Source organism: Gudongella sp. QWL-04, assembly GCF_058683975.1.
On sequence record NZ_CM178754.1, the window covers coordinates 45,457 to 63,678 of the forward strand.

At 41.9% G+C, this 18,222-nt stretch carries 18 protein-coding genes; 13 read left to right on the forward strand and 5 right to left on the reverse strand.

Annotation, left to right across the window (positions count from 1 at the left end; all coding sequences use genetic code 11):
* Positions 1 to 7 precede the first annotated feature (7 nt).
* Both AC4PHB_RS00220 and AC4PHB_RS00225 read left to right on the forward strand, forming a co-directional pair.
* On the forward strand, positions 8 to 1,042 hold the full coding sequence (locus tag AC4PHB_RS00220; RefSeq protein WP_492136682.1) for a S66 family peptidase: 1,035 nt from the start codon (positions 8 to 10) through the stop codon (positions 1,040 to 1,042).
* A 90-nt stretch (positions 1,043 to 1,132) separates the two neighbouring features.
* A complete protein-coding gene (locus AC4PHB_RS00225) occupies positions 1,133 to 3,349 on the forward strand; it encodes a beta-propeller domain-containing protein (RefSeq protein WP_492136683.1) in 2,217 nt (738 codons plus the stop codon).
* 55 nt (positions 3,350 to 3,404) lie between these two features.
* Here AC4PHB_RS00225 and AC4PHB_RS00230 read toward each other — a convergent pair whose 3' ends face one another.
* From AC4PHB_RS00230 to AC4PHB_RS00240, 3 genes are all read right to left on the reverse strand, one after another.
* Positions 3,405 to 4,172 carry a glucose 1-dehydrogenase gene (locus AC4PHB_RS00230; protein WP_492136684.1) on the reverse strand — a complete coding sequence of 256 codons (768 nt, stop codon included), beginning with the start codon at positions 4,170 to 4,172 and terminating at the stop codon, positions 3,405 to 3,407.
* Positions 4,173 to 4,313: 141 nt separating this feature from the next.
* Positions 4,314 to 5,264, reverse strand: coding sequence for an HAAS signaling domain-containing protein (locus AC4PHB_RS00235; RefSeq protein ID WP_492136685.1), 951 nt, complete (start codon positions 5,262 to 5,264; stop codon positions 4,314 to 4,316).
* Positions 5,261 to 5,602, reverse strand: a complete 342-nt coding sequence (locus AC4PHB_RS00240; protein WP_492136686.1) for a PadR family transcriptional regulator — start codon at positions 5,600 to 5,602, stop codon at positions 5,261 to 5,263. The genes AC4PHB_RS00235 and AC4PHB_RS00240 overlap by 4 nt, the downstream gene beginning before the upstream one ends.
* 161 nt (positions 5,603 to 5,763) lie before the next feature.
* Here AC4PHB_RS00240 and AC4PHB_RS00245 point away from each other — a divergent pair, with 161 nt between their 5' ends.
* The 11 genes from AC4PHB_RS00245 to rsgA all read left to right on the forward strand — a co-directional run bounded on the left by AC4PHB_RS00245 (position 5,764) and on the right by rsgA (position 15,479).
* Positions 5,764 to 6,465: an FAD-dependent oxidoreductase gene (locus AC4PHB_RS00245; RefSeq protein ID WP_492136687.1), complete on the forward strand. Its 702-nt coding sequence runs from the start codon at positions 5,764 to 5,766 to the stop codon at positions 6,463 to 6,465.
* A gap of 156 nt (positions 6,466 to 6,621) precedes the next feature.
* Positions 6,622 to 7,101, forward strand: coding sequence for a DUF6530 family protein (locus tag AC4PHB_RS00250; RefSeq protein WP_492137777.1), 480 nt, complete (start codon positions 6,622 to 6,624; stop codon positions 7,099 to 7,101).
* 47 nt (positions 7,102 to 7,148) lie between these two features.
* Positions 7,149 to 7,658: a GNAT family N-acetyltransferase gene (locus AC4PHB_RS00255; RefSeq protein ID WP_492136688.1), complete on the forward strand. Its 510-nt coding sequence runs from the start codon at positions 7,149 to 7,151 to the stop codon at positions 7,656 to 7,658.
* 76 nt (positions 7,659 to 7,734) lie between these two features.
* The gene (locus tag AC4PHB_RS00260) at positions 7,735 to 8,850 is read left to right on the forward strand and encodes a M20 metallopeptidase family protein (protein ID WP_492136689.1); all 1,116 of its coding nucleotides are present in this window, start codon (positions 7,735 to 7,737) and stop codon (positions 8,848 to 8,850) included.
* 101 nt (positions 8,851 to 8,951) lie between these two features.
* The gene (gene ypfJ, locus AC4PHB_RS00265; protein WP_492136690.1) at positions 8,952 to 9,806 is read left to right on the forward strand and encodes a KPN_02809 family neutral zinc metallopeptidase; all 855 of its coding nucleotides are present in this window, start codon (positions 8,952 to 8,954) and stop codon (positions 9,804 to 9,806) included.
* 111 nt (positions 9,807 to 9,917) lie between these two features.
* Entirely contained in the window at positions 9,918 to 11,012 is a 1,095-nt protein-coding gene (locus AC4PHB_RS00270; protein ID WP_492136691.1) for a putative NPN-dependent ornithine cyclodeaminase, read from the forward strand.
* Between the two features lie 45 nt (positions 11,013 to 11,057).
* Positions 11,058 to 12,050, forward strand: coding sequence for a GGDEF domain-containing protein (locus AC4PHB_RS00275; RefSeq protein WP_492136692.1), 993 nt, complete (start codon positions 11,058 to 11,060; stop codon positions 12,048 to 12,050).
* Positions 12,051 to 12,136: 86 nt separating this feature from the next.
* Complete coding sequence (locus tag AC4PHB_RS00280) at positions 12,137 to 12,550, forward strand: VOC family protein (RefSeq protein ID WP_492136693.1); 414 nt, start codon at positions 12,137 to 12,139, stop codon at positions 12,548 to 12,550.
* 3 nt (positions 12,551 to 12,553) lie between these two features.
* Positions 12,554 to 13,018 carry a DUF1801 domain-containing protein gene (locus AC4PHB_RS00285; RefSeq protein ID WP_492136694.1) on the forward strand — a complete coding sequence of 155 codons (465 nt, stop codon included), beginning with the start codon at positions 12,554 to 12,556 and terminating at the stop codon, positions 13,016 to 13,018.
* A gap of 132 nt (positions 13,019 to 13,150) precedes the next feature.
* On the forward strand, positions 13,151 to 14,050 hold the full coding sequence (gene rarD / locus AC4PHB_RS00290; RefSeq protein WP_492136695.1) for an EamA family transporter RarD: 900 nt from the start codon (positions 13,151 to 13,153) through the stop codon (positions 14,048 to 14,050).
* Positions 14,051 to 14,345: 295 nt separating this feature from the next.
* A complete protein-coding gene (gene rsgA, locus AC4PHB_RS00295; protein WP_492136696.1) occupies positions 14,346 to 15,479 on the forward strand; it encodes a ribosome small subunit-dependent GTPase A in 1,134 nt (377 codons plus the stop codon).
* 50 nt (positions 15,480 to 15,529) lie between these two features.
* On the opposite strand, the gene lpdA is transcribed toward rsgA, so the two are convergent.
* Together lpdA and AC4PHB_RS00305 are read right to left on the reverse strand one after the other, a co-directional pair.
* Positions 15,530 to 16,909 carry a dihydrolipoyl dehydrogenase gene (lpdA, locus tag AC4PHB_RS00300; RefSeq protein ID WP_492136697.1) on the reverse strand — a complete coding sequence of 460 codons (1,380 nt, stop codon included), beginning with the start codon at positions 16,907 to 16,909 and terminating at the stop codon, positions 15,530 to 15,532.
* A 16-nt stretch (positions 16,910 to 16,925) separates the two neighbouring features.
* Positions 16,926 to 18,218 (reverse strand): dihydrolipoamide acetyltransferase family protein, encoded by a 1,293-nt coding sequence (locus AC4PHB_RS00305; RefSeq protein WP_492136698.1) that lies wholly within the window; start codon positions 18,216 to 18,218, stop codon positions 16,926 to 16,928.
* Positions 18,219 to 18,222 lie beyond the last annotated feature (4 nt).

An 18,222-nucleotide genomic window follows, 5' to 3' on the forward strand; every position in this document is an offset into this window, starting at 1 on the left:
GTCCAATATGAAATTAATTAAACCCAAACGATTAAAGCAGGGAGACACTGTAGCTTCAGTTAGCCTTTCGTGGGGAGGAGCCGGCGATCCTGAAATAAATTGGAGATACCTCCAAGGTAAAAGGAGGATGGAGGATGTATTTGGTTTAAAGGTAGTTGAAATGAAAACAACCCTGAAGGGGAGTGAGTACGTCTATAATCATCCTGAAGAAAGAGCCAGGGATTTGATGGATGCATTTAAAGATCCGGAAATAAAGGGTATTTTTTCTTGTATAGGCGGAGATGACAGTATAAGGATGCTGCCTTATATTGACTTTGAACTGATCAGGGAGAATCCAAAGGTATTCATTGGATACTCTGATACTACGATCACACACCTGATATGCCATAAGGCAGGGATATCCTCGTTCTATGGGCCTTCAATATTGGCTGAAATGGCTGAGAATGTCGAAATGCACCAATATACAGTGGATTGGATAAAGAGTTGCCTTTTCGAGAACGAGGAAATAGGAAGAATCCAGCCCACTGAGCTTTGGACTAGTGAAAGACTTCCCTGGGAGGAAGGAAACAGGGACATCAAGAGAAGGATGCTCCCTAATAAAAGCTATGAGCTTCTTCAGGGTGAAGGAATAGTAAGAGGAAGACTGATTGGAGGCTGCGTCGAGGTACTTGAAATGGCTAAGGGGACAGAGATATGGCCTAGCTTAGACGATTTCAGAGGTGCAATACTATTTCTAGAGACATCTGAGGACATGCCAAGTCCTGAAAACCTGCTTTATGCTCTCAGGAACTATGGAGCCCAGGGTATACTAGAACAAATAAGTGGAATTATTTTTGGCAAACCGTATCATGACAAGTACTATGAGGAATATAAGGAAGTAATAAGAAAGTCCTTGAAGGAATACTCACGTGAAAGCCTTCCTGTGCTGTACAACTTAAGCTTTGGACATACTTCTCCAATGATAGTGCTGCCATATGGAGCAATGGCTGAGATAAACTGCGCACAGTCATCCTTTTCTTTACTTGAATCCGGAGTCCTATAAAACTGTAACCATATAGTAATCACATTGACGCGTCAACAGGGTATAATTACCTTGTCAGGAAGCATAGGTTATATTTTGGAGGGGAATAAAATGAGAAAGCTTATAACATTTATCGCTGTAATGGCCTTACTGCTATCCTCAGTTCCAGCCTTTGCAGAAAGTCTGGACGATGCTGTCGCTCTGCATATTGGCAGCCCTCTGATCTTAACAGAAGGCAGGGTGAAAGCTCTCGACCCGGATAACCCAAACGTCGTTCCAGTGATCCACAAGGACAGGACTCTCGTGCCACTAAGAGCCATCAGCGAGCATTTTGGAGCAGGGGTTGCTTATGATGAAGTAAAAAGGGAAGCGATCATCACCTACAATGGAAAGACCTATTTCTTCCCAATTGGGAAGAACAACTACAGGATACAGGAGCAGGGCAGGGAGCCAAGAACGGTCACTTATGATACAGAGGCCTTGATAATTGAAAACAGGACTATGGTACCTTTGAGACTGATATCGGAGGATATATTTGGCTTGCAGGTGGGCTACAGAGAAAAAGCGATCACCATAGGCAGCAACGCCATGACCATAAGCGATGAGGTGTTGTCTGACATAAGAACAAGAATAGGACAGGCTTTGAAGCCAGCAACTGAAGCTGAGCTACTGGCTCAGATAAAGACAATGAACCTTTCTTTTACTGAAAAGGAAAGACAGGATATGATGCCCATGCCTTCACAGGACTCAGTGACTGGAGGGGAAGCCGCACCCAGTGAATCAGGAGACTACTCTCAGACTAATGAACAGGTAGAGGGAGTAAATGAGGCTGACGTAGTTAAAACTGACGGTAGGTTCATCTATGTAGTCTCAGGAAAAGCTGTAAGGGTTTATGACCCAAACAATGGGAAGCCATTCCTAACAGATGAGGTAACAGTAATGGTAGACGATAAAACAGGTGAATTCACTCAGTTTACAGAGTTGTATATCCATGACGGAAAACTAATTGTGCTTGGTGAGAAGGGGCGCTTTGGAAACTGGATAAGACCAGTCCCTGATGCCCCTGAAGAGAGAATGATCATGCCATATTATGATCAGTATGAAGGATTTGTCTACGCTGGAATATACTCGATTTCCACACAGGGCAAGCTTTCACTGGACAGAGAGCTTGATGTAGAAGGAAGCCTCCTTTCAAGTAGAAAGAAGGACAATACACTTTACCTTGTAGTGAATAAATACCTCTACAGCTATGGTCCGATGGAGGAAGCAATTACACCATTATTTAGAGATACAGCCGTTGGAGATGCCTTGAAAGAGCTTGCATTGGATAAGGTCATGTATTTTCCAAGGAGAGCAGCAAGCAACTACCTGACTATTGCGGCGGTAGACGTTGAAAAACCAACTCAGCCAGCTAATATTGAAGCTTTTCTTGGGACAGGAAACCTTATTTATATGAGTAGAGATGCCCTTTATGTAGCCGGGCAGGACTATCATACCATATGGGGCTCGATTACAAATATTGCCAAGTTCAATGTGGCTGGTACGAAAATTGGGTTTGCTGGCGGAGGGCTTGTCGAGGGAACTGTCCTTAACCAATTCTCAATGGATGAATATGAAGGGAATCTTAGGATAGCTACTACTAATTGGCAGAGGGAAAGTGTTAATGCAGTCTATATACTTGACGAGGATCTAAATCCTCTGGGCTCTATAGAAAACCTTGCACCTGGTGAAAGGATTTTTTCAACCAGATTTATGGGAGACTACGGATACGTAGTTACCTTCAGGCAGATTGACCCATTGTTTGTGCTGGACCTTTCAAACCCGATAAAACCAAGAGTCACTGGTGAGCTTAAGGTCCCAGGATTTTCAAGCTATCTACATCCGATAACAGATAAGGTGCTTCTCGGTATAGGAAGAGATGTTGACGAAAATACTGGTATGCAGAACGGTATAAAGCTGTCGCTATTTGACGTATCGAATGAAGGAAAGCCAAAGGAGATTGCAAATCTGGTGCTGGGAGGACCGGGAAGCTATGCTGAAGTCCTTGATAATCATAAGGCTTTAATGCTTAACCTGAATGACGACATGATTGCCTTTGACGTATCCTTAAGCGACATAGCCGATAAATATGTGAAAACAAGCTTTAATGGAGCCGCAGTAATAGAAGTGAGGCCAGCCGGAAGCATAAAGGTACTGGAGCTGATCTCCAGCGAAGGCCTTTATGGATCCTATGCAAAACGCTTGGTCTACATCGGGGATGAGCTTTACTATGTAATAGACGATACTATCAGGGCCTTCAATATGTATAATTTCAATGAGATCAAGTAAAAAATCGAGCAGTCTGGAATTCTCCAGACTGCTCAGATAATTATCGGCAAGTCGATCACATAGCTGCTGTCCAGCCTCCATCTACTGCAAGGCACTGTCCATTAACAAAGGAAGCATCATCGCTGACAAGAAACACGGCAACCTTTGCAATCTCTTTTGGATCACCCATTCTTGGATTCAGAGCCTGACTCATTCCAGCAACCTTTGCCCAATCCATATTTATAGTCTTCATGAACTCGCTTGTAGCTATCTCCGTAGAAACTGCTCCAGGGCATATTGCATTGCATCGGATATTTTTCTTAGCATACATATATCCTGTGTTTTTAGTCAATCCAACAACTGCATGTTTACTGGCAGTGTAAACTGCACCTGCTATTCCACCCTTAAGTCCGCCAATGGATGCGATATTGAGGATTACTCCACTGCCTACTGACTCAAAGTATTTGACAGCTTTGCTCATAGCCAGGAACATGCTTTTTACATTAAGATTCATTACCTTGTCGTACATTTCCTCGGAGGCATCTCCGACAGCAGCCATGTCGTCCATAATACCTGCATTATTTACAAGGATATCAAGCTTACCGAATTGTTTTACTGCTTCATCGATCATCGCCTCAATACTGTTCTTGTCCGACAGATCAGCAGAAAAAGCTACTACCTTTCCGCTAAAGTCCTTTGTTTCCTCTACAAGTTGATTAAGCCTCTCGGTTCTTCTTGCTACAGCCAATACAGCTGCTCCCTCCTGTGCATAGTGATATGCTATATCTCTTCCCATACCTGAACTTGCACCGGTTACTATTGCTACTTTGCCTTGTAATTTCATATATTGACCTCCTATAAAAACTGACATGAGTTTAGTACACTACCTGATTATAATATATGATATGGCTCCAACCATGTCAATTAAATAACAAAACTAATGTAAAAAAATTACTGGAGCGAGCAGCTTCAGGAATAGAAATCATCAATTTTTTTTAACCATGAACTTGATGTGTTTGTAAATTTCAAATGCCGTAATCACAACTATTGCTCCAAATCCAATTCTAAGACCAATACTCAGACCTGTGTTTATTCCTTCAACAGCCTCCGGCGTTATATTTGTAATATCTGAGAAATCCCAAATATTAGGAGTAAATGCCAGTACTGAAAATATCCAGATACCTGCTAAATCAAATAATATAGATATAAGCCTTGTGATAACCTGCCATCTTCTTCTGATCAATAGATACAAATTTAGAAGTAGTGTTCCAACAAGAACCAGATTTATCCAGATAAGATACTTCGAGAATACTGCATCGTTAAGCCATACCACATCAATTTCAGTGCTTCTTAGTCCACTTAAGAGATCGAAGTTTAATAAAACCAGAAAAATTATCGCGAAAGCTGATTCCAGTATGAGGTCGGTAAGCTTGACCTTTTCGCTTTCATCCGGAGCCTTCTCAAGGTCTTTTGTACTCCACTTTTCATCTTTGAAGTTCTCTTTTTCAGGAGCAAACCGATACAGAGCTGCGAATATGATTGTGACTGTACCTACGGTGCTGACTCCGGCCTGCCAAATTCCTGCAAAGAGCTTAAGCATGAATTCCGGGAGCTGCCCAAAGTCATTGAAGGAAATTATTAGTGAAACTCCGATCCCTATGGCTACTCCAAATACTGCAAGCTTTACGACCAAATAATAAATATCAAGGTACGGAGGACCAATAAGGCACCTGGGTCTATCAAGATAGCCCTCTGCTACCTTCTTGGGATTGCCAAGAAAAAGCAATGCAACTTCGATTTCACCTTCGCTGTATTCCTTGCTTCCATAGTTTTCTTCAAGATAGTCATAAATATTGGCTTCAACATCCTTTAGTACCTCCGCGCGTTGAGCTGGGGGGAGATATTTTCCTACTGCATACAAATAATCCTTAATCATTTCAAACCTCCTGTAAGCTTTGACATCGATCCAGTCAGCTTGTTCCATTCGGTAATAAGGGCATCTCTGACCTCAGTGCCCAGCTTGCTGATTTTGTAATAGCGACGAGGCCTGTTCTCCTCGACCTCCCAAAGTGAATCAAGCAGTCCCTGTTTTTCAAGCCTTCGAAGCAATGGATATAGTGTGTTTTGGTCTACTATAACCCCCATGTCACCCAGAGATTGTATTAGAGAATAGCCATATTGCGGTTTATCCATTCTTGTCAGTACAGCCAGTATCAATGTACCTCTTCTCATTTCTTGTTGTATGTTTTGTAGTATAGCGTCAAGGTCACTCATAAGATCAACTCCTTTGATTATATTATAATGTGCGCTACACAGTATTGTCAACATAAATTATTATACTTGTAATAATATATTTTAATTTGTCAAAAATTAAGCAGAGGGAGTTTAGTTGGATGTATTTAGTAGAATATATATAGCATGAAGGAGGGAGAAAAATGGCTGATGGTAAAATAAGAACGGAAATCATTTTGGAGAGGATAGTAAAGGAGACATCTGAGATCTATTCATTCATATTTAAAATACCTGAAGATTTAACCTGGATCCCAGGTCAGCACGGAATATTCAGGTACCGGGACAGACAGCTTGAGGAGGACAAGGGCTTCAGGATATTCAGTATCGCTTCCGTTATGACCGAAGGAATTATGATGTTCTCAACCAGGATAACACCTGAATCCACAGACTTTAAACAACAGCTTCTGACTATGAAACAAGGAGAAGTAATGACAGTAGAGGGTATAAACGGTAAATTTAAAATTCCTGACTACGACAAAAAAGCCTGCATTATGGCTGGAGGTATAGGAGTAACTCCAGTCCGTGCACTTGTAAAGCAGATGGAAATGGAAGAAATATCACCAGCTGGAGTAACTGTTCTGTACTCTGACGATAGAGGTGAATTTGCTTATGAAGAAGACCTAAGGAAGGCTGGACAAGGGATCAACGGACTTGAGGTCGTACTTATTTCCGACAGAAATATTTTTGTTCAGAAGATCGAGGAGTACACCAGAAATAATGGGAATGGATCTGCTTACCTTATCTCAGGAACTCCGGGCATGAACGCTTTTATAACCGAGAAGCTTACCAACGAAGGGATCGAAAAGTCAAATATAATAACAGATGTATTCATGGGGTACGAATAAAGATTTTATAATGACTTAATCATTACGTGGTTCATATCAATTTTACCTAGGCGATGGAGAGATCCATCGCTTTTGCTTGACATTACAGTCAAAAAGTATTACTATGTTACTATAATTAGTAAAATACTAAATTAGTAAAGAGGAAGTGTGTTGATAATGAAGATACCTACGACATTAAAGCATAAACCAGTTGTGGTTGTTGAAAATTACGGTAATGTAGACGGAAGATATGCGTATAAGACCGATGCCCAGGGTTTATCTATTGGACTTGCCCAGTGGAACGACAGAGGTAAGGTCGACGTATCTGCAAAGGTATGGCGATATACCGGTGAAAAATGGTCGAGACAATCTGAGGAACTGCCTCTTCACAGAGCTCTCGATCTTGCCATTTTGATCTGTAGATCAGAGCTCCACTTCAGGGAAGCCTACAGATTTGAGAAACTTTACGATGAAAAGGACCCTGTTATAGATAGGATAGGGTTACAGGGAGATGCAATGACTGTGGAGATATGTAAGAATAACGAGCATATCGATGAGGACATTCAAATACTTAGAGATGCCCTTTCCAAGGATGGGGAGCTGATAGGCGAAAGGCTTGCGGTTCTATCAAGATTGCTTAAGGAGCTGGGCTATTAGTATACTAGTTAAGAATGAAGTAAGAGTTGGTGCTATAGGAGGTAGCTATGAGAGTAAAGTTCGAAACACAGAGGTTTATCGTCAGAGAAGCAGTGGAAGAGGACTTGGAGTATGTAATGAGACTTGAGCGGGCAGAGGAAAACAGGGATTTTGTATTTCAAAATACTCTTGAAGAGCATAAGAAGAATTTGCAATCCTCCAACGTGATGCTATTTATTGCTGAAGAAAAAGAAACCTATGAAAAAAGTTCTTTCATTCTTTGCAGCCTTAATAAGTCTTATGATTCCTTTGAACTTAGGAGGATAGTGGTAAGTTCTAAGAATAAGGGAACAGGTCTTGAGCTGATAAAAGCACTTATGAAGTATGTATTTGAGGTTTTGAGGGCGAATAGATTTTGGCTTGACGTATTTACAGACAATGAAAGAGCTATCCATTTATATAAAAAACTTGGAATGGTCCATGAAGGAACACTTAGGCAAAGCTATAAGGATTATAGCGGCAAATTCAGAGATCAGATGATTTTTTCAATATTGAATGAAGAATATGTGAAACCATAATTTTACTCTGTCATATGCTTCAATGATGCACTATAATATAATGAGAGGTAAATACGTGGAAGGGGAGATATATTATATGAAAAAAGAAAACCTGGAATTGGCAATCAAGCTAAGACACGAGCTGCATCAAAATCCTGAGCCTTCAAACCATGAGGTTTGGACTAAAAAAAGACTTATCGATTTCCTTAATGAGCACACAAGCCTCGAGATTGTAGACAGAGGACTATGGTTCTATGCGATCTACCATGCTGGAGAAGATAAACCGAACATCGCCTACAGAGCCGACTTTGATGCCATCCCTATGGACGAGGGTATAGAGCTCCCATATGGATCAAAGAATCCTGGAGTAGCACATAAATGCGGTCATGATGGCCACTCAGCAGCTCTCGCTGCATTTGCGCTTGAGGTAGACCAGGAGGGAGCTGACAAGAATATCTACTTCCTTTTCCAACACGCTGAGGAAACCGGAGACGGTGCATTCCAGGCCAAGGTATTCATTAAAGAGCATAACATTGAAGAAATATTTGCTTTCCACAATACAAGCGGTACCCCTCTTCGATCAGTAAACGTCATTGAAGGTACAAGTAACTTTGCATCAAGAGGGATGACTATTAAAATGGTTGGGAAACCAACTCACGCTAGTCAACCTGAGCTTGGGATAAATCCTTCTTATGCAATCGCTAAAATTATAAACTCAATTCCTGAGTGGACCTCTGCCGAAAACAATAAAGGCTTGGTTTTATGTACAGTAGTACAGGTAAACATTGGTGAGCGTGCATTTGGAATAGCTGCCAGTGAAGGTGAGCTGCTTATGACTATAAGAGCTGAATTTGAAGAGGAGCTTGAAAAACTTCAGGAAAACATGGAAAAACTGGCAATAAAGGAAGCTGAAAAAGAGAAGCTTAAGGTGAGCTTCGAGTACAATGACGTATTTCCTGTCACAGCCAACCATCCAGAAAGTAACGTCAAGGTAAGAAAGGTTGCTCTGGATAAGGGTTTTAAGCTCATTGAGATGGAAAAAGGGCATAGAGGCTCCGAGGACTATGGATGGTACACCAAGGAGACGAAGGGTACGATTTTCTGGGTCGGAAATGGTGAGAACTATCCAGCAGTCCACACGTATGAGTTTGATTTTCCTGATGAGAATATCGAAGTGGCAGTTGAAATGTTTAAGGGATTGGCAGCATTGTAGAGAATTGGCGGGCACTGGGTGCCCGCTTTTTTATGGTGGAATCTCCAATGATTGGGTATAATTTTCTTATTAAGACAGGATGATCATGAGGAGGAATTTCTATGAAATGGCAAGGGAGAAGGCAAAGCTCGAACGTATCTGACAGAAGGGGCTCCGGAGGGGTTAGAAGAGGAGCTTCAGTTGGCGGAGCAGGGCTCATAATAATGCTATTGATAAGCCTTATATTTGGAGGACCTGAGGCAGTTCTAGAGACACTGGGGACAGTTTCACAACAAGGACAGCAGCAATCGGAGTATGTAGAAACAGAGGAAGATGCCGCCAGGGCTGAATTTGTTTCGGTGGTTCTAGCTGACACTGAGGACATATGGAACGATATTTTTGCGGACTATGGCTATGACTATGAGGAGCCTAAACTGGTAATGTACCACGATTACGTTACTTCAGCATGTGGTGGAGCATCCTCAGAGGTAGGACCATTTTACTGCCCGGCAGACAAGACCGTATATATAGATCTCGATTTCTTTGAAGAACTGGAGACTAAATTCGGAGCATCAGGTGACTTCGCCATGGCTTATGTAATATCCCACGAGGTAGGTCATCACGTGCAGAACCTCCTGGGTGTAATGGATCAGATGCAGGAAATAAGGTCAAAGGTAAGTCAGACGGAATACAATAAGTACTCAGTGAGATTAGAGCTTCAGGCAGATTACCTTGCAGGCGTGTGGGCGAAGGGAGTTGCTGATATGGGCTACCTGGAGATAGGAGATATAGATGAGGCTATCAATGCAGCCGAAGCAGTTGGCGATGACGCCATTCAAAAGGCAGCAAGAGGCTACGTGGTTCCTGACAGCTTCACGCATGGGACCTCGGAGCAAAGGGCATATTGGTTTACAAAGGGCTTTGAAACAGGCAATCTTGACAGCTGGGACACCTTCAATACAAATGAGGGGTTTTAATGACCCTTAGGTACTTGCGATAGGAATTCCAATGTAATATAATTGACTATAATTATAATGCAAGGCTGTAGTGTGATACTGCAGCCTTGCATATTAGGAGGAGGTTTTAGTATGAGCTTCAAAATGCCAAAATACATATCGCCGGATTTCTCATTGCCAGGGTTTGTGAATGCCCCGGATGCCAAGCTTGTGCCTTCTCCCAAGGATACGGTAGCACCTAAGAACTATCATTCGACGACCATATTTCCTGAGTACTTTAAAGTAAATGGTCAATGGAAGCTTGCTGAGGAAAGCAGGATGGATTGCGTTGCAGTTTATGAGGACGACAAGGTAGTTATTAAGGAAGCACGAAAGATAAAGAAGGGTGACCTCGTCTTCGTGGGAAGAACTGAAGATGCCATTGAAGGCATTTTCGTTTACACCAATGCATTCGTTGAGGAGACAGAGGATGAGCTGGATTCATTCGTATTTAGACAAGGAAGGACCAGGGAGACTGCCTACTCGATGGATTATAATTTTCTTGCTGAGCTCTTGAAATATGAAAAGGATAATGGACATGTAACCTGGGTGCTGGGACCTGCCTGCGCTTTTGACTCAGATTCCAGAGAAGCCTTTTCAAAGCTTGTAAAGGGTGGCTACGTCGACTCGATTCTTGCAGGTAATGCTTTGGCAACACATGACCTTGAGGCTGCTTATATTGGAACAGCCTTGGGGCAGGATATTCGGACCCAAAGATCAATGCCCAATGGACATTATAACCATATAGATACAATTAATGCTGTCAGACTTCACGGCAGCATCAAGAGCTTTGTAGAAAATGAAGGGATCGACAACGGGATAATGTATGAATGCGTAAAGAAAGATGTTCCTTTTGTACTCACGGGCTCTATCAGAGATGACGGCCCTTTACCGGAGGTATATGCAGATGTTTATGAGGGACAAAACGCAATGAGGGATCAAATAAAAAAATCTACCACAGTAATATGTATGGCATCCATGCTGCACTCTATTGCAACAGGCAATATGACGCCTACCTATAGGGTGATGAATGATGGGACCATAAGGCCGTTATATTTCTACAGTGTGGATATTTCGGAATTTGCAGTTAACAAGCTTCGCGATAGAGGCAGCCTTACAGTAAAGACCATAGTAACGAACATACAGGATTTTATAATGAACATAAGTAAACGACTCGATATTATCTAGACTCAGCCGGAGATGTCCATACCTCCGGCTTATTGGACATAAGTCATGACAAGGGAAAAATTATTTGGCGTTTTAGTGTTGATAAAGGGTAAATATCCTCATAATATATATTCATTACCAGTTTGGGAGTGGATCGTAATGACCTGCTTGATCAAGGAAGAATATTATCGATTCATATTTGACAACACTTTAGACGCCGTCCTGCTGACTACTCCTGACGGTAGGATACATCATGCCAATAAAGCTGCTTGTGAGATGTTTCAAAGAACGGATGAGGACTTTCGAAGAGAGGGCAGAACCGGAGTTGTAGATCAGGAGGATCCAAATTTAGATCGAATGCTCAGAGAGAGGACCGAGAAAGGATTTGTCACAGGTGAACTGACTTTTATTAGGAAGGATGGCAGCAGATTTATAGGACAATTCACTTCCTCGTTATTCGATGACGAGAATAGCGAAACCTGGACGGCGATAATAATTAGAGATGTCACAGAATCTAAAAGGCTGGAGAGAAAACTGAAGGAGGCAAATGATAAGCTTAAAGACCTTGCATACATAGACTATCTGACAGGAGTACTTAACAGAAGAGCGTTGATAGACAGACTTGGCCAGGAAATGGAGCGGTCGAAACGAGAATTCAAGCCACTTTCCTTGATCCTATTGGATATCGATGCTTTCAAGGCAATAAATGACACCTATGGCCACCTTACAGGAGACCAGGTACTGAAGGCATTTGCAAGATCGATTAAGGAAAGTCTCAGAACCTACGATATCCTTGGAAGGTTTGGAGGGGATGAATTTCTTATTTGCCTGCCTGATACTGATTTCGATTCAGCAATAGATATTGCAGAGAGGGTCAGAAAGAATATAGCTAAGATCGAGGTACAAAAAGGAGACGTAGTAATAAAGCTTTCTTCCAGCGCCGGGATAACCTATTATGATCATAATTCCGTCGAGGATCTCGATAATCTCATATCGAAGGTAGACTACATAATGTACAGGTCAAAAGAAAAGAAAAATTCAATTTACACTTCCATTTAGGGAGTGTAATTTTTATGCAATGCATTGAATTGTTTCTATGTATAATTGGGTATCAAATATGCGAATAGTATTAAAGGAGTGATAAAATGTCAATAAATGTTTACCTGAATTTTGACGGAAACTGCAAGGAAGCAGTTGATTATTACAGGGGAGTATTCAATGCAGCAGAACAACCTGTCATGACCTTTGGTGAAGGCCCTTCAGATCCTGCATATCCAATACCGGAGGAGGCAAAGGATCGAATAATGCATACCTTCCTCGATGTCCATGGGATGAAATTGATGTTCTCAGATATTTGGCCAGGGATGGAGTTTGTTGTGGGAAATAATATGTCGATGACTGTTGTGGATAAGGATATAGACGAGATAAGAAGACTCTATGAAGAGCTAAAGGAAGGCGGAAAGGTTGAGATGGAACTTCAGGAAACCTTCTGGAGCAAGGCATACGCAAGTTTAGTCGACAGGTTCGGAGTATGCTGGCAGCTAAGCCATGAGGAATAGATCATGCTGATCCATGCTGCTACGCCAGAAGAGTATATCGAATCACTTCCAGAGGATAGAAAAGAGATAATCAAAGAAATCAGAAGTGCCGTTAAGGATAATCTTCCTGAGGGTTTTGAAGAGACCACTGATTACGGAATGATAACATATTATGTGCCTCACTCAATTTATCCCCCAGGATACCACGTAAACCCAAAAGACCCTTTACCTTTTATGGCAATAGCGTCTCAGAAAAACCATATTGCAGTCTATCATATGGGTATATACATGGACGATGAGCTTTTAAGCTGGTTCATAGAAGAATATGAGAAGGCTGTACCAACAAAGCTAGATATGGGAAAAAGCTGTATAAGGTTCAAAAATACCAGAAAAGTTCCTGTTGAACTTATCGGACAGCTTTCATCCAGGTTGACGACAAAGGAGTATATTGAGCTTTACGAGGCTTCGATCAAAGCAACGAAAAAGTAGCTAAATCCTTAAATACCCCTGGATTTTTCTAATCCTGGGGTATTTTTTTGTTTAGCTTCACGAAATTTATCTGGTATTCCAGAGTTTTTGTTGTATAATCATAAATATCAAATTGAGAGAAGGTTTTACATAATGGATAGGAAAGAGTATCTTCACGGAATGTTTTATGGAGTATCTGCGTACTTGCTTTGGGGATTGCTTCCCCTATATTGGAAAATGGTGGGAGTTATCAGCCCATTTCAAATATTTTCACATAGAGTAGTATGGTCATTTTTGTTTATAACATTGGTTATGGTTTTTTGGAAGAAAGGGGAGGCCTTTAAAAAAGAGTTAAAATCAGCTAAAAACTGGCTGTACTTTTTGTGGCCTTCAATATTTATTTCGATTAATTGGATAGTATTCATCTGGGCAGTCAATAACGGTTACGTACTTGAGACAAGTCTTGGTTACTACATGAATCCCATTTTAGTAAGCTTATTTGGGAGCATACTGCTAAAAGAAAGGGTATCCAGGCTTCAAAAGTTTGGGATAGGGTTTGCGACAGCTGGAGTTATTCTGAAAACCGTTACATATGGTAAGCTCCCAATAATTGCAATTGTTTTAGCTTTAAGCTTTTCTATTTATGGACTATTGAAAAAGAAATCCAGAGTCGATTCACTTACAGGACTTGCTTTTGAAACCTTAATAATAGGAATACCCTCCATTGTATATATGATTTATGTTGAAACCACTGGAAAGGGTATATCAGGCAATCTCCCTGTATACTTCTGGCCAATAATAATCATGAGCGGAATCCTTACAGCCCTACCTCTTCTACTTTATGCAGAAGGGCTGAAAAAGCTTCCAATGACTGTTATGGGATTCATTCAATATTTAGCTCCAACAATTGGTCTTTTCCTGGGCATATTCGTGTTTAAGGAGCCCTTTGATTTTAGTTCACTTATAGCATTTGGATTGATTTGGATAGGTATAGGATTCTTTATCTACTCGCAGATTTTATTCCTTAAGGAGAGCAATTACCCGAAAATATAGTGTAAAAATATAATTTGGGAATTAAAAAATGAGTTGGTTGACATCCAGAGATTGCGGGTCTATAATACAGTTGTGGATAAATTTTTCAAGAGGAAAGGGGTTGCTCAATTATGAGAGAGATTGTAATGGCTTTGGAGGATGTAATTCAATAGGGTACAAATCTAACCTTTCTTTGATATGCTGTAAACACAACACGGCTGAAGGGTCGTGTTTTTTGTGTCCGCAAACACCTCTTATCAGGATCGGTTTTGCGGTATTTTTGTACCCTGCGACAGAATAAAAGGGGGAATGCCGTATGACAGAGCTTGAAGTGAACAGCTTAAGAAACTATACTGATACTGAATTGGAGGGAAAAATGGATAATAGTTATTTAGAAAATATTGGGTTTGAGGATTTTTTTGCCGGACAATTGGAAAAGGATGAATTGTTAAACTATGAAAAGGCAGTAGCGAGAGTAAGTGAGGTACACAGGGAGAAGTATAAGATACTAGGTCCTTATGGGGAGAAGCTAGCTCATCTCAAGGGCAGCATCTTTTATAACGGCATTGAGCAAATCTATCCGGCTGTTGGCGACTTTGTTCTTGTAAAAAGGAATCCTGAGGGAGAGGATACAATCCTTAAGGTATTAGAAAGAAAGAGCAAGTTCTCAAGAATGGACTCCTTTAATAAAATCGAGCAGACAGTTGCAGCAAACTTTGATTATGTTCTTATACTGACCTCGATGAATAAGGATTATAACGTCAAGAGGCTGGACAGATATCTGGCTTCATCATGGGAGAGTGGTGCGACTCCTGTCATTGTGCTTACTAAGAGCGACACTACTGAAGATGTAGAGTGGTTTCTAAAAAACACTGAGGAGAATGCAATAGGTGTGCCTATTGTTGCCGTCAGTTCAATCACCGGTGAAGGTATTGATGAGCTGAAGGCTATATTTAAGCCGAGGTCAACTTTAGTCCTTTTAGGATCCTCGGGTGTTGGGAAATCTTCGCTTGTAAATGCACTATCCGGCAAGGAAGTGATGAAGGTCAAGGATATTAGGGAAGATGACAGCAAGGGAAGGCACACTACGACCCATAGGCAGCTTATAATACTTGAGGATGGGACTATGATAATAGATACACCAGGTATGAGAGAGCTTGAGCTTTGGGACGTATCAGAAGGCCTTGGTACAGCCTTCAGTGATATCGATAAGCTGTCAATGGATTGCAGATTCAAAGACTGCAAGCATGAGGGAGAGCCGGGTTGCGCTGTTCAAAACGCAATTAAGTCGGGAACATTGTCAAAGGACAGATGGAACAGCTACCTGAAGCTCAAAAAGGAGGCTGAATTTGCTGCAGCAAAGGAGAACAAGAACCTTTCACAACAAAGGAAGGCAAAGGAACGCAGCTTTGGGAAGATGCAGAAGAATTTAAAAAAGAGTGGCAGGTAAAGCAAAAACCCAGGGATAGAATATCCCTGGGTTTTAGTTTAAAGAGCTTTTTATACGTGTATAGGCTTGTCGATAACTGCAAAGGCTGCTTCCATAAGGGTTTCAGCAAAGGTAGGGTGAGGGTGTATGGTCTTGGCTATATCGTAAACTGTGCCCTCAAGCTGCATGATAGCTGCCGCTTTGGATATCATGTCTGAGGCGGTCGCTGCTGCCATGTGGACTCCTATGACTTCACCGTATTTGTTGTCAGAGACTATCTTTACAAAACCGTTTGTCTCACCTTCTGCAATAGCCATACCGTTTGCCATAAGAGGGAACTTTCCAACACTGTAGTCCAGACCCTTATCCTTGGCTTCCTCTTCGGTTATCCCCACGCTGGCAAGCTCAGGGAAGGAGTAAACAACTCTAGGTATTATGTTGTAGTTCATCCTGCTTTCCACACCCATGATCGTTTCAGCAGCAACTATGCCCTCAGCTGATGCAACATGAGCCAGTGGGAGGGTCCCATTTACATCCCCGACTGCGTATACATTATCAATATTTGTTCTAAGCTTGGAATCTGTTTTTATGAAACCTCTTTCATTCATCTTAAGGTTAAGAACTTCCAGACCGCTAAGATTAGGCTTTATACCCATGAATATAAGAAGTTTGTCACCATCGATTATTTCTTCCTTGTCCTTCCTTGTGATAGTGACTCTTGAACCTTCCGTGCTTTTAACCACACTATCCCCAATAATTTTAACGCCGTCTTTCTTAAGCTGCCTTTCCAACAGCTGTGCAAGCTCAAGGTCGGCTCCCGGAAGAATGGATTTGTTTTTATGGATCAAGGCCACCTTGGTTCCTATTGCATTGAATATAGTAGCGTACTCTACAGCGTAGACGTTTCCGCCAAGGATCGTCACCTCAGCAGGCATATCCTGAAGGCTCAATATCCCTCTGCTGTCCAGTGCATGGCCATCCTCAATTGATTTAGAGAGACCCGGTATTTCCGGGACAATACCCATGGCACCTGTTGCGATTATTAGGTTGTCAAAGCTTATCTTTTCTCCGTTTACTTCTATTGTGTGGCTATCCAGGACAGTTCCCTCACCATTTACGAAGGTGATCTTATTCTTTTTTACAAGAAGCTCTATCCCTGAAACAAGCTTATCTACTACCTTGCTTTTTCTCTCCATCAATAGCGTCCAATCGACCTTAGCATTGGAAAGATCGACTCCTGAAATTCCAAATTCGTTGCTCCTTAGAAGATCTCTGTAATGTCTTGCAGTAATTAGCAGGGTCTTTGTAGGGATACAACCCCAGTTAAGACACAATCCTCCCAATCTTTCCCTCTCGACAAGTACAACCTTTGCACCCAGCTGGGCAGCCTTTATTGCAGAAACATATCCGCCAGGGCCCCCTCCAAATACTGCAATATCATATTTTTCCATTCAAATCAGCCCCAATCTATGACTTAAGGAGCAGCAGCTCCGGCTCGGATAATAGCTCTTTCACTATATTAAGGAACCTTGCTCCGCTTGCTCCGTCGATAATTCTGTGATCGTAGGAAAGTGACAATGGCAGCACATGTGCAATAACTATCTCATCATCCCTCACGATAGGCTTTTTAGTTACTCTTCCCAATCCAAGAACTCCGGACTCAGGGTAGTTTATGATCGGTATACCAAAGTATCCCCCAATAGAGCCATAGTTGGTTATGGTAAAGGTACTGCCCTTAAGCTCAGACAGCTCGATCGTATTATTCTTAGCCCTGGCGCTGACATCCTCAACTGCCTTTGCCAGCTGAATTATTGAGAGTCTGTCAGCTTCCCTTATGACGGGAACCATAAGACCTCTCTCAGTATCTGCAGCGATTCCGATGTCATAGTATTTTTTGAGGATCAGCTCATCCTTTTCCATGTCCAGGCTTGCATTGAATTCAGGCAGCTGCTTGAGCGCTGTGATCGCAGCCTTTATAATAAAGGGCATGTAGGTCAGATTTATGTCCTCGTCCTTAAGGGAGTCCTTATATTTCTTCCTAAGATCATAAAGCTTTGATATATCCACCTCGTCCATTGCGGTGGTATGAGGTATAGTAAACCTTGATTGAGTCATTTTTTCAGATATGGTTTTTCTTATCCTTGTTAGTGGTACTCTTTCGACCCTTTCACCACGGGCAGACTGTTCAGCCTTTGATATTGCCCTTTCCTCAGGCTTTGCCTTCGCTTCATTCACTCTGTCAGATTCTTTTTGGGAGGTGTTGTAGATATCCTCCTTCATGACTCTGCCATTAGGTCCGGTTCCCTTTATTTTATTGATATCAACGCCAAGATCCTTCGCAAGGGCTCTGGCAACTGGGGTAGCAAGAATCTTTTCGACGGAGATCCCTACTGTCTTTTTCTCGAAGCCTTCAGTGCTTGACGGTATGACCTCGGATGAGGCTATCACCTCGCCGACTACTCCTGCAGTCTCCTCCTCTACGACCTCAGGTACCTCCTGAGCTCGTGTCTCCTCACCTGCTGCTTCTGTTTCTATCATTACAAAAACCTGCCCCACATTGATTGTATCTCCCTTTTTTGCAAGAAGGTGAAGTACCTTGCCTGTCCTGGGAGAGGGGATCTCAGTAGTTACCTTATCAGTTTCGACTTCAGCAACTGAATCGCCCTCCTTTATTTCAGAGCCTTCCTCCACAAGCCACTTGGTTATGACGCCCTCGTGTATGCCTTCTCCTATATCCGGAAACTTAAATTCGAATTTCATATCC